A 14481-nucleotide genomic window follows, 5' to 3' on the forward strand; every position below is an offset into this window, starting at 1 on the left:
CAGGGACCTCGGCGTCACCCGCCGAAGCGGTATCTCAGCTCCCGAAGGGAGTCAGATTCGGAATCGGCAGCGCACCGGCGAAGGCCAGGATGAAGAACACGGCGCCAACACCCAGCATGCCCATCACCAGGTTCCTTCTGCCGCTGTCGCTGGGGGTGAACGAGTTGAGCATATGTGCGCCACCGCGTCGCGTCGCCGCCCCCCACGGCGCCAGCCACAGGATGAGAAGGTACGAGGCGATCTCGGTGAAATAGAGGATGTAGTAGCGGCTAGTGGGGGGGAACGATCCGAGAATCGGGGCGTCGTCGTTCACCGCACCCGCTGAGTAGAAGAACGTGAGAAGGACGGTCGCGGTCCCCAAGGCCAGGAGAAAAGCGAAGCCAACAGATATCAGCGAGCGCAACAGGTACCACGGGCTCATCGCCCACATGCGGGAGTTGTCCGACGGAGCGGTGCCGCCGCGCTGGAGCCGGTTCCAGCGCCGAGCGTCCTGGGCCCGGCCCACAGTGCCGGCGATCGCCGTCAGAATCGCCCCGACAATGGCCATCCAGCCCGGTCTGACGATCCCGATCGAGGACAGCATGAACCACAGGGACAGCATCGCCAGCGGGCGACGCACCGGCTCCTGCGCCCAATCAGGCAGCTCACCCGGGTGTCGGGGAGCGTTGAACCGGCGGACCTGTGCACCTGAGGAACCCGCCGCCATCGCACCGGTCATCGCCCCTGCCGGCGCAGCCGTCGGACCGGCGAGGGCCCGGGAGTAGCCGGGCTGATACGCCGTCGGATGCTGTCCCGAGTAGGGGAACATCGGCACCTGCCCGGACGGCGCCGGCCGTGGGTAAGCACCAGACGTGGCCGCAGGCGCAGGAGCACCCACGCCGTACTGCATTGACTGCGCCCCCATCGAGGGCATCGCCGAACCGCTCTGGTGCCACGAACGCGGCGGAATGGCCGGCGGGGGCTGCGCGGAAGCGCCGGAGGCGGCCGACGGCGTCGCGTAACCGTACCCGCCCTCCGCGCCGGAGGCCGCGGAGACGGGACTGCCGTATGCGGCCGGGGAGGCCGAGGTCGCGCTGCGAGCATCGCGAGGAGATCCCGGGGCCGATCCGTAGCCCGAGACGAAGGTGCTGGTGCTCCGCGCCAGCTCACTGGACTCCGGCTCCTCGTCCTCAGGCCCCAGGAGCCGGTCGACCGCCTCCTGCCCGGTCCCGCCCTCGGCGATCTCATCGAGCACCTCCAGCAGGCCGTCCGGGTCCAGCCGGTTGTCCGCCTCAGGGGCGAGCGCCGCCGTGAACGCCCGCGCCAGCGCCGGGCTCTCCTCCTCCAGGTTGCCCAGCTCCGGGGTGCCCGCGTAGACGCGCCGGAAGACCACCTGCCAGGCGCCAGAACCGAAGGGCGCCAGTCCGGTGACGGTGAACAGGAGCACGCCGGCACAGGCGTACCAGTCGACGTCGGAATTCGGCTCCCCGCCGTCGAGCATCTCCGGAGGGATGAATCCCGGTGTGCCCGTGACCTGCCCGGTCTGCGTGAGCCGGACGTCGTCGGCCACCTGGGCGATGCCGAAGTCGATGAGAACCGGCCCCTGCGCACTGAGCATGACGTTGGAGGGCTTGAGGTCGCGGTGGATGACGCCGGCGGCGTGCACCGCGCGCAGCGAGTCGACCAGCCCGTGGGCCAGGTCGGCTAGGTCGCGGGCGTCGGTGGTCAGGTCGTAGACGCCCTCGTGCTCCACCTCGTGCTGCAGGGTGGGGCCCTCAATGAGCTCGGTGATGACGAAGGTGATGCCCTGGGAGCCGTCCCCGGTCTCAATGTCCAGGATGCGCGCCACGCGCGTGTCCCTCACGCGGGCCAGGACGCTGGCCTCCCGCTCCAGGCGGCGCCGAGCCGTGGGGTCCGCGGCGATCTGCGGGTGGAGGATCTTCATGGCCACGTGGCGCCCACCCTCATCGGTGGCCTCCCACACCACGCCCATGCCCCCGGCGCCCAGGCGACGCAGAAGCCGGTATCCCCCCACCAGGGTGCCGGCGCGCAACTTGCTCAGGGTGACCGGCTCGCCCGCGTGCGCGTCGAAGTTCTGCGTCATGGCCCCCACAGTACCGGGCCGGATTCACTCGTGGGCGCCCCGAACCTGTGGGGCTCTTCGCCCGACTGTGGGCCATGTCGCGGGAGTAAAACCAGTGATGGAGCCACATCGCCGGTCCTGGGACAGGTGGTTTCCGACGGCGGGGATGGGGAGGTCTCCACCGGCCGCTGTCCGGGGGGCGGGTCGACCCGCCCGCGGCCCGTCATCGCCCCGTCCGCGGTCCGTCACCGACCCGCCACTGACCCGACGGCGGTCTTTCACCGCCATCGCCGTGGAAGACCACCCTGGCTGTTTGCTGGGAATCACTAGTCAAAGCGGGGAACCTGTGTCAAGATGAGCCCGTCCGCGGTCGAATGGCTGACCGCGGCACGTGTCAATGCGGACACGCATCGGCACCTTTCACGACGGATCGTCCGGCACGTACCTGCCGGTGAAGGGAAGCACCACTCATGGCAACTGTGACTTTCGAGAACGCCACGCGCATTTACCCGGGCAATGACCGCCCCAGCGTGGATGCTCTCAACCTCGAGATCGCCGATGGCGAGTTCCTCGTACTCGTTGGCCCCTCCGGCTGCGGTAAGTCCACCTCCCTGCGCATGCTCGCGGGCCTGGAGGACGTCAACGCCGGCCGTATCCTCATTGGTGACCGCGACGTCACCGACGTTCAGCCCAAGGACCGTGACATCGCCATGGTCTTCCAGAACTACGCGCTCTACCCGCACATGACCGTGCACGACAACATGGGCTTCGCCCTCAAGATCGCCGGCACCCCCAAGGCCGAGATCGACAAGCGCGTGCGCGAGGCCGCCAAGATCCTCGGCCTGACCGAGTACCTGGACCGCAAGCCCAAGGCGCTCTCCGGTGGTCAGCGTCAGCGTGTGGCCATGGGCCGTGCCATCGTGCGCAAGCCCAAGGTCTTCCTCATGGACGAGCCGCTGTCCAACCTGGACGCCAAGCTCCGTGTGCAGACCCGCACCCAGATCGCCTCGCTCCAGCGCTCGCTGGGCGTCACCACGGTCTACGTCACCCACGACCAGACCGAGGCCCTCACCATGGGTGACCGCATCGCGGTCCTCAAGGACGGCGTGCTCCAGCAGGTCGGCACCCCGCGCGAGATGTACGACCACCCCGCCAACGACTTCGTCGCCGGCTTCATCGGCTCACCGGCCATGAACCTGGGGCAGTTCACGGTCAAGGGTGACGTCGCCACCGTCGGCGCCGCCAAGATTCAGCTGTCCAAGGCGACCCTGGACGCCATCACCCCCGAGGACGGAGGCAAGGTGACCATCGGGTTCCGCCCCGAGTCGCTCGACGTCGTCTCCGCCCAGGACGAGCACTCCATCCCGGTGCGCCTGTCCTTCGTCGAGGAGCTGGGTTCCGACGCCTACATCTACGGTGAGCTCGTCGGCGCCGAGGACTCCGAGGCCAAGCTCGGCTCCGGTGAGGACTCGAGCCAGATCATCGTGCGCGTGCCCCCGCGTACCGCCCCCGAGCCGGGCGAGACCGTCTATGTGCGGATCCGCCCCGGTCAGGAGCACATCTTCTCCGCCTCCACCGGCAAGCGCCTGCCTGCCTGAGGATGCTGAGCACGACGGCGCCGTTCCCCAGCCCGGGGGCGGCGCCGTCGTCGCGCTCACCGAGGCGGGACCGGGCCGGTGCGGCCACCACCTGATGGGAGCCGCTCCGACGCCGACACTGTAAGAAGTGTGGTCGGCGGCTCATGTCTCGAAAAGCAAAATGGGTTCTGGCCTGAAAGAATGACCTCATGTCCCAGTCCATGAAGATCACGGCGGCAACGATTGACCCGGCGCTGCTCGACCTCCCCTGGGAGACGGCGTTGGAGGAGTGGCCCACCGAAGTCCTTGCCGCGCTGCCCCGTGGTCTGTCGCGCCATATCGTGCGCTTCGTCAACCTCTCCGAGCGCGTCATCGCGGTCAAGGAGATCGGCGAGTCCGTGGCGCATCGCGAGTACGAGCTCCTGCGCGACCTGTTGCGGCTGGGGGCGCCCTGCGTGCACCCGACGGCGGTCATCACCGGCCGCAGCAGCGTCACCGGTGAGGAGCTCAACTCGGTGCTCATCACCGAGCACCTGTCCTACTCCCTGCCCTACCGGGCTCTTTTCAGCCAGTACATGCGGCCCGAGACCGCCACCCGACTCATCGACGCGCTCGCCGTGCTGCTGGTGCGCCTGCACCTGCTGGGCTTCTACTGGGGGGACGTGTCCCTGTCCAACACGCTCTTCCGCCGCGACGCCGGGGCCTTCGCCGCCTACCTGGTGGATGCCGAGACCGGAGAGCTCTACCCCGAGGGGCTCACCGACGGCAAGCGCCTCTATGACATCGACGTGGCCCGCACCAACATCATCGGCGAGCTCATGGACCTTCAGGCCGGCGCCCTGCTGGAGCCGACCGTGGATACCATTGAGGTGGGGGATCGGATCGTCAGCCGCTACACCGAGCTGTGGGAGGTGCTCACCGCCGAGGAGTCCTTCTCCATGGATGAGCGCTGGCGCCTGCGCCGCCGGGTCGAGAAGCTCAACGAGATGGGCTACGACGTCGCCGAGCTCACCATGAACACCGACTCCCGGGGCGACCACATCACTATTCAGCCCAAGGTCGTCGACGCCGGCCACTACCACCGCCAGGTGATGCGACTGACCGGCCTGGACGTCCAGGAGCGCCAGGGTCAGCGCATGCTCAACGACCTGGAGGCCTACCGGGCCATCACTGGCCGCAGCGAGGACCCCATCGAGCTCGTGGCCCACTCCTGGCTGGCGGAGGTCTTCGAGCCCACCATTCACTCAGTCCCCGTCGAGCTGCGCCGTAAGCTGGAGCCCGCGGAGATCTTCCACGAGATCCTCGAGCACCGCTGGTACATGTCCGAGGCCCAGGACCGCTACGTCACCACCCAGGAGGCGGTGGAGGACTATGTGGCTACGGTACTGCCCCAGCACCGTGACGAGCGGGCCTACCTGGGGGTCGGGGACACCCAGGAGATGGAGGCGATCGTCGTCGACGATGACATCGACGAGCCGCTGCCCGAGGACGACGCCGAGTTCGCCGCCCGCGACGAGCAGACCCTGGCCGACTACGCCGCCAACCCCTACGGCTTCACCGCCGGCATGAAGTTCAAGGGGGAGTAGGGCGCGCTCCGCAGACCGGGCGGTGCGACGGCGTCGTCGGCGCTGGTGGTGACCGGCCGGTTGATAGCCTGATCTCGATCAGCTGAGGCGATGAGAAGGGCTGTGACGGAGACATGAGCGAGGACGCGCCCGCATTCCAGGCCCTGCCCGGGGCCACGCCGCAGAACAGCGCCTTCATCGACCTGTACTTCGACCCGTCCATCTCAATGCCGGGCAAGAGCACCGTGTCCGTCACGATCAACGGCTGGGCGATGCGCCTGTCCGCGGGCCAGTTCGTGAGGATCGCGGTGCCCCCGGGGTCGGCGAGCGTCGTCGTCGACCACTACGCGGCCTTCCTCAGTCCCAAGCCGCGCCTCCAGTTCGCCGTGCAGCCCGGACAGGTGGTCCCGGTGTTCTACCGCGCCTCGATCCTTCGAGGCGACCCGGGGGCGCTGAGCATAGGAAAGCATCGCGGCATGTCCCAAACCGAGAAGGGGTCGTTGATCTTCGCGCTGGTGGTGCTGCTGTCTATTCTCGTCGCTGGCGTGGTGCCGTTGCTGATCGTCTTGAGCTGGGGGATGCCTGAGTAGCCCGCCGGCGCACCTGCGGCTTGCGGGGGCGGCCTACGAGCGGGGACATTCCACGCGGCCGGGTGCATGTCGTCCCGGAGGGGGACATCTCACGCGTTCGGGGACGGGATTCCTGTCCCTGACGGCGTCGAAGGTCCCCGGACGTAGAGAAATGTCCCCGGACGCGTGGAAGGCCCCCGGTGGGTGGTGCCAGATGTCCCCGGTGGCGGGCTCTCAGGCGCCGAGCTCCTCGGCGACCAGGGCCATCTCCTCGTCGGCGCGGCGGCGCAGCTCGCGGTGACGCGTCCAGGAGGCCAGCGAGACCTCGGTGATGGCGTCCACCAGCAGGAAGGCCCCCACGGCCGCCACCCCGCCCGGGAGGTTCCCGGTCGAGCGACGACGGCGCACGGCGGCACCCACGAGTGCCCCGCCCAGACCCGCCTCGAGCAGCGCGGCGCCCCGCACCGCCCACGGCTTGTCCGTCACCGTGCGCACGTAGCCCTGCCAGAAGGCCGAGCCGGGGGTCGAGGGGTCGGCCAGCAGCAGGCCCACGCTGCGGCCCACGGCGTTGGACAGCCCGCGCGGCTCGTGCACGACGACGCCGGGAACCTCCACCGGCGCCAGGCGGCCGGTGAGGACCTCCAGCACCCAGTCGGGCAGGCCCAGGGCTTGAAGCATCGCGGCGAAACCGTCGATGCCGGGCTGGACGATGGCGGCGGCCGCGGCCTCCAGGTCGGCGCCCGGGACGGCGTCGACGATCCCTGACGCATCGGTCAGGTCCGCCAGGAGCTCGTCCACCAGGGACCTCAGGGCCGGGCCGGGCTCCTTGACCCCGCCCCACACGTAACGCGACGTCATGCCCCAGGAGAAGACGGCGTCATCCTCCGGGTCCCCGGTGGGGATGGCGCGGATGGACATGTCCTCGGAGTCGGAGGTCAGCACCAGGGCCGGCAGGGACTCCTCGTCCCAGCCGAAGGTGCCCAGCTCCGTGCCCTCACCGGAGTACATGACGATGCGGCGGTCCAGGCTCGGCGTCGAGGCCACCGCCAGGGGCCGTTCCAGCAGGGTGGCCTGCAGCGGCACCATGTAGGCGCTCATCGGGGAGATCACCACGGTGCGGGCGCTGGCCGAGCCGTGGTGGGAGATCCTGGGCAGCTCGACGTCGTCGGGCAGGGCGTTGAAGGCCGCCGGCCCCACGGCGACATCGGCCGTGAACTCCCGGGCCAGGGACTCCACGAGCTCACTGACTCTCGGTCCGGGCACAACGCCCCCGCGCGAGGGCGGCGTCACCGCGACCCGGCCCTCGACGTCGGTCATGAGGGTGAGGCTGAGCAGGTGGGTGGTGGCCGGGAACCACTCCAGGCGCACGACCACCCCGCGCTCGGCGAAGGCGTCGGCGACCGCCTCCGGCGTCGTGCCCGGCGCGATGAGCACGCCATCGGTGCGGTTCCAGCGCTGCGAAGCGTCCTGGGCCATGGGGACCTCCTGTGGATCGGATGCGGCCCATTGTGTCAGCAACGGGGCCGTCATGGAGAAGTGTAAACCGGGCGCTTTCGACCTGGTCGGCCGGATCGGCCGGCTCTGCCGGAGGCTGCCGGCCCTGAGCGGCGGTGCGGGTCAGCTGCCGCTGCCGGCGGCCCGGCGCCGCAGGCGGTCGACCTCGTAGAGGCTGATACCCGTGGCCACGGCCGCGTTGAGGGACTCCACGCTGCGGCTGATCGGCACCGAGGCCAGCACGTCGCAGGTCTCGCGCACCAGGCGGGACAGGCCCGCGCCCTCCGCGCCGGTCACCAGCACCAGGGGCGAGTCGGCCAGGGTGAGGTCCTCGACGTCAGTGCTGCCCGAGCCGTCCAGGCCGACGACGAAGCAGCCCTCCTTCTTCAGCTGCTCCAGGGTGCGCACGAGGTTCGTCTCGCGGGCCACGCGCACCCGGGCGGCGGCGCCGGCGGACACCTTCCACACGGTGGCGTTGACGCCCACCGAGCGGCGTTCGGGGATGATGACGCCGTCGGCCCCGAAGGCCCCGGCGCTGCGCAGGACCGCGCCGAGGTTGTGGGGGTCGGTCACCTGGTCCAGGGCCACGAGCAGTGGCGTGCGGCCCAGGGCTCGGGCGCGCTCCAGCAGGTCCAGGGCGGTGGTGTACTCGTAGGCGGGCACCTCGATGGCCACGCCCTGGTGGGCGGCGGAGTCGGTCAGGGCGTCCAGGTCCAGCTTGGTGGTCTCCAGCACCGGGGCGCCCAGCAGGGCGGCGCGGCGCACCACGGCGCCCAGGCGCTCGTCGGACTGGGCGGAGACCGCCATGAAGACCCGGGTGATGGGCACCGAGGCGTAGGCGGCCTCGGCCACGGCATTGCGCCCGCACAGGATCTCGTGACCCTCGGGCACGTCGAAGCGGCGCTTGATCTTCTCAAGCTGCTTGGCCCGGGTGGGCTGGGCGGCCCGGGCCTCGGCGCGGGCCTTCGCCCGGGCCTTGGGGTGGCCGACGCGGTTCTCCGCGCGCGGGGTGGGGCCCTTGCCCTCCAGGCCCTTGCGGCGCTGGCCGCCGGAGCCCTTCGTGGGGCCCTTCTTCGAGCCGGGGCGGCGCTTGGCGCCGGGGTACTGCTCGTTGCCGGGCATCCGGCCTCCTGTTCGTGACGGTGCGAATTGCTCAGTAGTGGATGGTGGGTGGGCCGCTCAGGCCAGGTGCCAGCGGGCGCCCGAGGGGGAGTCCTCGACGACGACGCCGGCCCCGGTCAGCTTGTCGCGCAGAGCGTCGGCGCGCGACCAGTCCTTGGCGGCGCGGGCCTGGGCCCGCTCCTCGAGGTCGTGGCGGATGAGCCGGTCGAGGGCCTCCATGGCGGCGCCGCCATGGGAGGAGCCGACGCCGTCGAGCACGCGGGCGCGCCAGGGCTCGGCCAGCGGGTCCAGGCCCAGGACGTCGAGCTGGGCGCGCAGGTCCAGGGCGAGGTCGACCACCGAGGCGCGCAGGTCGGCGTCGGCCCCCTGGCCGCCGCTCGGAGCAGCCTTGGTGAGGGCCACGTTGAGGGCCTTGAGGGTGGCGTGGACGACCGCCATGGCGCCGGCCAGGTTGAGGTCCTCATCCATGGCGGCCGTGAACTCGGCCGGCAGCGACCGGGCACGCACCTGCTCGGCGGGGGCGTCGACGGGGTTGGTGCCCCCGCCGTCGCAGAACTCGTATACCCGCAGGATCGCACCGGACAGGCGCTCCCACAGGGCGGCGGCGTCGGCGAGGGTCTCCTCGGAGAACTCCACGGTGGAGCGGTGGTGGACGGTGCCCAGGGCCAGGCGCAGCACGGCGGCGTCGTAGCGCTTGAGCAGCTCGGCCACCACCAGGGAGTTGCCCAGCGACTTGCTCATCTTCTCGCCCTTGATGGTCACCCAGGCGTTGTGGACCCAGTGGCGCGCGAAGCCCCAGCCGGCGCCGTGAGACTGGGCCTGCTCGTTCTCGTGGTGCGGGAAGCGCAGGTCGATGCCGCCGCCGTGGATGTCGAAGGTATCGCCCAGGTAGCGGCGAGACATGGCCGAGCACTCCAGGTGCCAGCCGGGCCGGCCCCGGCCCCAGGGGGCGTCCCAGGCGGCGTCGGCCGGCTCGGTGGGCTTGGCGGCCTTCCACAGGGCGAAGTCGCGCGGGTCGCGCTTGTCGGCCTCGACGTCGTCATCCAGTTGGGACTCGTCCTCGGTGGTGGCCAGGTCCTCCAGGCGCTGGTTGGTCAGCGAGCCGTAGTCGGGCAGCGAGCGCACGTCGTAGTAGACGTTGCCGGACTCGCCGACGTAGGCGTGACCGGCATCCAGCAGGCGCTGGACCAGGTCGATCATCTCGGGGATGTGGCCGGTGGCGCGCGGCTCATAGGTGGGGGCGGCAACGCCCAGGGCGCGGTATGCGGCGTCGAACTCCCGCTCGAAGCGCTGGGCCCAGGCCCACCACGGCACCGGAGGCTCGGCGGCGGCCGACTTGCTGAGAATCTTGTCGTCGATGTCCGTGACGTTGCGGATGAGGTGGACCTCCTGGCCGCTGCGCTCCAGCCAGCGGCGCAGGACGTCGAAGGCGATGCCGCTGCGCATGTGGCCGATGTGGGGCGAGCCCTGGACAGTGGCACCACACAGGTAGATCGTCACCAGGCCGGGGGTGGCCGTGGGGGCCAGCGGCACGATCGCGCGGGCGGCGGAGTCGTACAGACGCAGGGCCGGCGCGCCCGCGGAGGCGGGGGAGGCGGCAGGGCCCGTGGACTCAGGGGGCTCAGTGGGGGTGGTGCTCACGGGCACAGGCTACCTGGCCGCCCGCCACCGGTGTCCACTGGTTGCTTGTCGGCTTTTGGTCGTGTTCGTCGTCAACTGGGGCGCCATCAAAGTTGATTTTTCGTTAAACTCCTTTTGTTTTATCTTGTATCTGGTCGACTGGATTGTTTGCGCGTCTTTTCTCGACGGCTGATACTGCGATCCAGACGGCGCGTCGCCACGCACAGACTGGAGTTGCGACAACAGTGAGTGCGGCCATAGCAAGAAAGAATACAATAAGTTGGCGGTCTTCGCTGGCGTCAAAAACTTTGACATGAAATGCAATATTGTCGTCGATGCTTTTAATTGTTAGCGTAATGGTTAGCAGTGAAATAACCAAAATCCCCATCGGCGACAAATGTTCGTTAGGGTTCAGTAAACTTGAACGCCCTGCAATGACTGCCACCCCCTTCTCTTTTTCGCTGAGTTTCTCGAATCCCAGATTCTGTAGAATTTTGTTTACATTTTTTATCAGTAGTGTGTTGATGTCCGTCAATCCTCTTCTTGGTGTAGGTGGTCCTGCTGAGGAGGCTCCACCGAAGTTGATGGAGACGTGCTCGGCGGTGTCACCTCTTGTGTCTGCCATTGGTCTTCGGTGTATGAATGTCTTGATGTCTATGTAGTGGAAATAAATCAGATCCACTGTTGACGTAACCGGCGAAAAGGCAGTGAAATCCTGCGGTTCTCGCCGGTCGCCGATGTCGCGGTCGTACCTTGGGCCGCGGGTTCGAGGGTTAAGGGTGTTGTGCTGTCTCCTCGCTTCTGAGACGTGTGAGTGTCGTGGCTTCTGAGGCGCTAGCTCTGGGCGGGTTGGTGGTCTTGGGGTGGATGGTGGGTCGAGGGAGGAGATCTGGAGGGGCGTTGGTGTCCATGGCGCTGACATCAACTCCGCATCGACGCCGTACCCGGAAGACAAACCGCAGAATTTCAACGATCCTCGCTGGGCGCATTGACGTCGGGCTCGTTGATGTCAGCGCTGTGGACACTGAGTGGCGGGCCTGGTCGACTCCGCGGGGTCTAGGCGGCGGGACCGGGCGCCCTCACCCCGGGGCCGGACGCGCGCTCTACGGTACGACCGCGTGGACGGCGTCGGGCACCGGGTAGACCAGGGCGGTGGCGATGGCGAGTAGGCCCTCGGTGCGGCCCAGGAAGCCCAGGTGGTCGGTGGTGGTGGCGGTGAAGGAGACCCTGGCGGAGGCGGCCTCGGACAGTGCCCGGGAGGCCTCGGCGGAGCGTGCGGCCACGCGCGGGCGCTCGCCCACGAGCTGGACGGCGATGTTGCCGATCTCGAAGCCGGCCTCGCGCACCCGGCGGGCGGCCTCGCTCAGGAGCGTGGCTCCGGAGGCCCCCTTCCATCGGGGTTCGGCGGTGCCGAAGTTCGAGCCCAGGTCGCCCAGTCCGGCGGCCGAGAACAGGGCGTCGCAGCAGGCGTGGGCGACGACGTCGCCGTCGGAGTGGCCGGCCAGGCCCACCTCACCGGGCCACTCCAGGCAGGCCAGGTGCATGGGGGTGCCCGAGTCGGGGGCGGCGAAGGCGTGCACGTCGGTGCCGATGCCGGTGCGCGGCAGAAACTGGGCGATCTGGTTCAGGTCGATGGTGGCCGGGCCGGCGGCGTGGCGGGCCCGGGAGCGTGACGGGGGCTGAGAGCCGGAGGCGGTGTCGACGGCTGCGGCGTGAGCGGGCTGAGCGGAGTGTTCCGACTGGTCTGACTGGCGTTCGGACATGAGGCCGTGTCTACCAGACGGGGCCCGGGCGCGCAGATGGGGCTTGGGCGCGTTGCGACTGGGCGGGCCTGGGCGTCGTCGGCCCAGGTTGGTAGCGGACCGACAGAGCGAGCGCCGGCAGGGCCGGCCCCGACGCCGCCTCAGGGCAGGCGCCAGTCCACGGGGGCGGCCCCCATCTCGGTGAGGATCGTGTTGGCGCGGCTGAAGGGACGCGATCCGAAGAACCCGCGCGAGGCCGACAGAGGGGACGGGTGCGGTGAGGCGATGATGGGTGTCTGCCCCAGCATCGGGGTCAGCGACTGCGCCGGCCGCCCCCACAAGATCGCCACGAGCGGGCCGCCGCGCTCCACCAGGGCCTCGATCGCCCGCTGCGTCACCTTCTCCCAGCCCCAGCCCTTGTGCGAGGCCGGAGCCCCCGGGCGAACGGTGAGCACCCGGTTGAGCAGCATGACGCCCTGCTTGCACCACGGTGTCAGGTCCCCCGACGTCGGCCGGGGCACGCCCAGGTCGCTGACCAGTTCACGGAAGATGTTCTCCAGGCTGCGTGGGGGCTTGACGCCGGGCGCCACCGAGAAGCTCAGCCCCATGGGGTGCCCTGGGGTGGGGTAGGGGTCCTGGCCGACGATGAGGACGCGCACGTCGTCCATCGGGTACGTGAAGGCGCGCAGGACGTCTGTCCCCGCCGGGAGATACCCGACGCCGGAGGCCACCTCCTGACGCAGCCGCTCCCCAATCTCATGGACCGTGGGCTCCACGGGGGCCAGGGCGCGCGCCCAGGAGGGGTCGATGATCTCGGACAGGGGCTTGGCGGATGTCACGCCGCGAGCCTAACGGCCCATCGCCGGCACCTGCAGGATCTTGCCGGACCAGATGTCACGGTCGTGTGAGCCGGACGTGGTGAGCAATACCCGACGAACGGCGCTCGGACCGGTATCTTGTGAGCGTGAGCAACTATGACTACCCCGAGGACGAGTTCGACGTCGGCGATGATGACGGCCCGGTTCCCGTGGGCGTGCACCGGGCCCAGGTGCCCCGGTGGCGCAGCTGGGCCCCGCTGCTGGCGATCATCATCATTGTCCCGGCGCTCGCCTGGGGCGCGGTGACGCTGTTCCTCAACAGCTCGGGAGGCTCCGGCTCATCGGACGCTGTCTCCTCCACTCAGCCCGCCCAGGGCGGACAGGGTGGACAGGCCGCTGACAAGCAGGCTGCCGACAAGAAGGGCGCCGCCGCCTCGGCCAAGCCCAGCGCATCGGCCAGCGCCTCCGGCAACGTCGACTTCAACACCAAGGTCACGGTGTCCAACGGGACGTACACCGACGGTCTGGCCAAGGGGGCCAGTGAAAAGCTCACCAACGGCGGCTTCACCTCGGTGGAGGTCATCGCCGGGGTCTACGAGAACGCGGAACCGGCCGCGTCGACGGTCTACTTCAGCTCCCCGGAGGCCCGCCCCGCCGCCGAGGAGGTCGGCAAGCGCCTGGGGATCAGCAACGTGGCGGAGGGCACCGAGGAGAGCACTCAGGGCGCACCGATCGCGGTCATTCTGCGTGACGACTACAAGCCGCAGTAAAGGGGCATGAGGCCACTGGCGCTTCCCGGGCGTCGTCGGATCCTGACCCTCGCCGCGGCGGTCCCGCTCACCGCCGCCGCGGCCCTCTGGGGCGGCTCCCACCTGCTGGGCCGCGGCCGCCACGACCCGACCCTGCTCAGCAGCGGTCTCGTCATGGGTGGGGGAGGGGCCCTGTACCCCCTGGCCCCGGGTGATACGGTCACCTACGTCTCGGGGACCCGCCTGCCCGAGGCCCCTGAACCGTGGGGCCTGGCGACCGCGCAGCGGGACGCCCTGGCCCGTCAGGCGCTCGCCCGCCGCAAGGCGGCCCGCCTTCCTCAAGGCAGGTGGGCGGACCTGGCCGACGACGCCCTGACCGACCTGCTGGCCCTGACCGGGCCGGCACTCATGGCCGGCCCCGCCGGCCCCGACGGCCCGGCCGCCCGGCCGACGACGTCACCGACTCCCACCCCCGCCGACAGCGCTGCTCCTTCGACCGCGGGGCCTGCTGGCCTTGAGGGCCGCAACGCCCGCAACCCCCTCCCGCAGGGGGCGGAGATCTTCCCGTTGGGCGCGGTCGTGGCGGCGCCCGTAAGCATCTGGCGCTACGTCTGGCCCCGGGACGCGGCCTTCGCCGCGGCCGCATTCAGCGCGGTGAACCTGGCCGATGAGGCGCTCGGGGTCCTGGGCAACCTGGCCTCCTGGCAGCGGGCCGACGGCGGCTTTGAGGCCCGCTACACCAGCAGCGGCCGGGTGCCCGACAGCCGCCCCGCCCAGGTCGACGGCGCCGGATGGTTCCTGTGGGCCGCGGGCCGGCTCCTGGCTGACGGCGTGCCCGCCGCCAACCTGCGTGACCGCCTGGGAGCGCCCCTGGCGCGCTCCACCTCCCGGCTCCTGGGGGTCACGGATACGCCCTCGTACCTGCCCGCGGTCTCACCCGACTACTGGGAGGTCGCCGAGACGGTCCTCACCCTGGGGGCGGCCGCCCCGGTGCTCCTGGGGCTCGAGGCGGCGACGGCGCTGACCCGGGCCGGAGTCGACCTCGGCACCCCCGTGGAGGGCCTGGCCGACCGGGTGGCGGCGGTGCGCAGCGCCATAGAGCGCAACTTCGCCCCCACCTGGGGCCGCCACCTGCGGCGCGACGACGTCGACGCCGCCATCAC

The 14481-nt window shown here is 70.0% G+C and carries 12 protein-coding genes; 5 read left to right on the top strand and 7 right to left on the bottom strand.

Going from position 1 to position 14481, the window contains the following annotated elements:
• Positions 1 to 34: 34 nt before the first annotated feature.
• Complete coding sequence (locus RIV12_RS07445; RefSeq protein ID WP_309323009.1) at positions 35 to 2083, bottom strand: serine/threonine protein kinase; 2049 nt, start codon at positions 2081 to 2083, stop codon at positions 35 to 37.
• A 449-nt stretch (positions 2084 to 2532) separates the two neighbouring features.
• Between RIV12_RS07445 and RIV12_RS07450 the strand changes: the two genes are divergently transcribed.
• The 3 genes from RIV12_RS07450 (at position 2533) to RIV12_RS07460 (ending at position 5794) form a co-directional block, all read left to right on the top strand.
• The gene (locus RIV12_RS07450) at positions 2533 to 3660 is read left to right on the top strand and encodes an ABC transporter ATP-binding protein (RefSeq protein ID WP_075418475.1); all 1128 of its coding nucleotides are present in this window, start codon (positions 2533 to 2535) and stop codon (positions 3658 to 3660) included.
• A 188-nt stretch (positions 3661 to 3848) separates the two neighbouring features.
• On the top strand, positions 3849 to 5225 hold the full coding sequence (locus RIV12_RS07455) for a DUF4032 domain-containing protein (RefSeq protein WP_075418476.1): 1377 nt from the start codon (positions 3849 to 3851) through the stop codon (positions 5223 to 5225).
• A gap of 113 nt (positions 5226 to 5338) precedes the next feature.
• Positions 5339 to 5794 (top strand): hypothetical protein, encoded by a 456-nt coding sequence (locus RIV12_RS07460; protein ID WP_309323010.1) that lies wholly within the window; start codon positions 5339 to 5341, stop codon positions 5792 to 5794.
• Positions 5795 to 6007: 213 nt separating this feature from the next.
• Here RIV12_RS07460 and RIV12_RS07465 read toward each other — a convergent pair whose 3' ends face one another.
• From RIV12_RS07465 to RIV12_RS07490, 6 genes are all read right to left on the bottom strand, one after another.
• The gene (locus RIV12_RS07465; protein WP_309323011.1) at positions 6008 to 7249 is read right to left on the bottom strand and encodes a hypothetical protein; all 1242 of its coding nucleotides are present in this window, start codon (positions 7247 to 7249) and stop codon (positions 6008 to 6010) included.
• A 141-nt stretch (positions 7250 to 7390) separates the two neighbouring features.
• On the bottom strand, positions 7391 to 8389 hold the full coding sequence (rlmB, locus tag RIV12_RS07470; protein WP_075418479.1) for a 23S rRNA (guanosine(2251)-2'-O)-methyltransferase RlmB: 999 nt from the start codon (positions 8387 to 8389) through the stop codon (positions 7391 to 7393).
• Between the two features lie 57 nt (positions 8390 to 8446).
• Positions 8447 to 10030, bottom strand: coding sequence for a cysteine--tRNA ligase (gene cysS / locus RIV12_RS07475; RefSeq protein ID WP_309323012.1), 1584 nt, complete (start codon positions 10028 to 10030; stop codon positions 8447 to 8449).
• A gap of 103 nt (positions 10031 to 10133) precedes the next feature.
• On the bottom strand, positions 10134 to 10634 hold the full coding sequence (locus RIV12_RS07480) for a hypothetical protein (RefSeq protein ID WP_143224114.1): 501 nt from the start codon (positions 10632 to 10634) through the stop codon (positions 10134 to 10136).
• Positions 10635 to 11112: 478 nt separating this feature from the next.
• Complete coding sequence (gene ispF / locus RIV12_RS07485; protein ID WP_309323013.1) at positions 11113 to 11772, bottom strand: 2-C-methyl-D-erythritol 2,4-cyclodiphosphate synthase; 660 nt, start codon at positions 11770 to 11772, stop codon at positions 11113 to 11115.
• Positions 11773 to 11912: 140 nt separating this feature from the next.
• Positions 11913 to 12590: a uracil-DNA glycosylase gene (locus tag RIV12_RS07490; protein ID WP_309323014.1), complete on the bottom strand. Its 678-nt coding sequence runs from the start codon at positions 12588 to 12590 to the stop codon at positions 11913 to 11915.
• Positions 12591 to 12709: 119 nt separating this feature from the next.
• Here RIV12_RS07490 and RIV12_RS07495 point away from each other — a divergent pair, with 119 nt between their 5' ends.
• Both RIV12_RS07495 and RIV12_RS07500 read left to right on the top strand, forming a co-directional pair.
• Positions 12710 to 13339 (top strand): LytR C-terminal domain-containing protein, encoded by a 630-nt coding sequence (locus tag RIV12_RS07495; protein ID WP_309323015.1) that lies wholly within the window; start codon positions 12710 to 12712, stop codon positions 13337 to 13339.
• A gap of 6 nt (positions 13340 to 13345) precedes the next feature.
• On the top strand, positions 13346 to 14481 hold a 1136-nt coding region (locus RIV12_RS07500; protein WP_309323016.1), incomplete at its 3' end, for a glycoside hydrolase family 15.

The sequence above is a fragment of the Actinomyces stomatis genome (genome assembly GCF_031292835.1).
Taxonomy (GTDB): domain Bacteria; phylum Actinomycetota; class Actinomycetes; order Actinomycetales; family Actinomycetaceae; genus Actinomyces; species Actinomyces stomatis.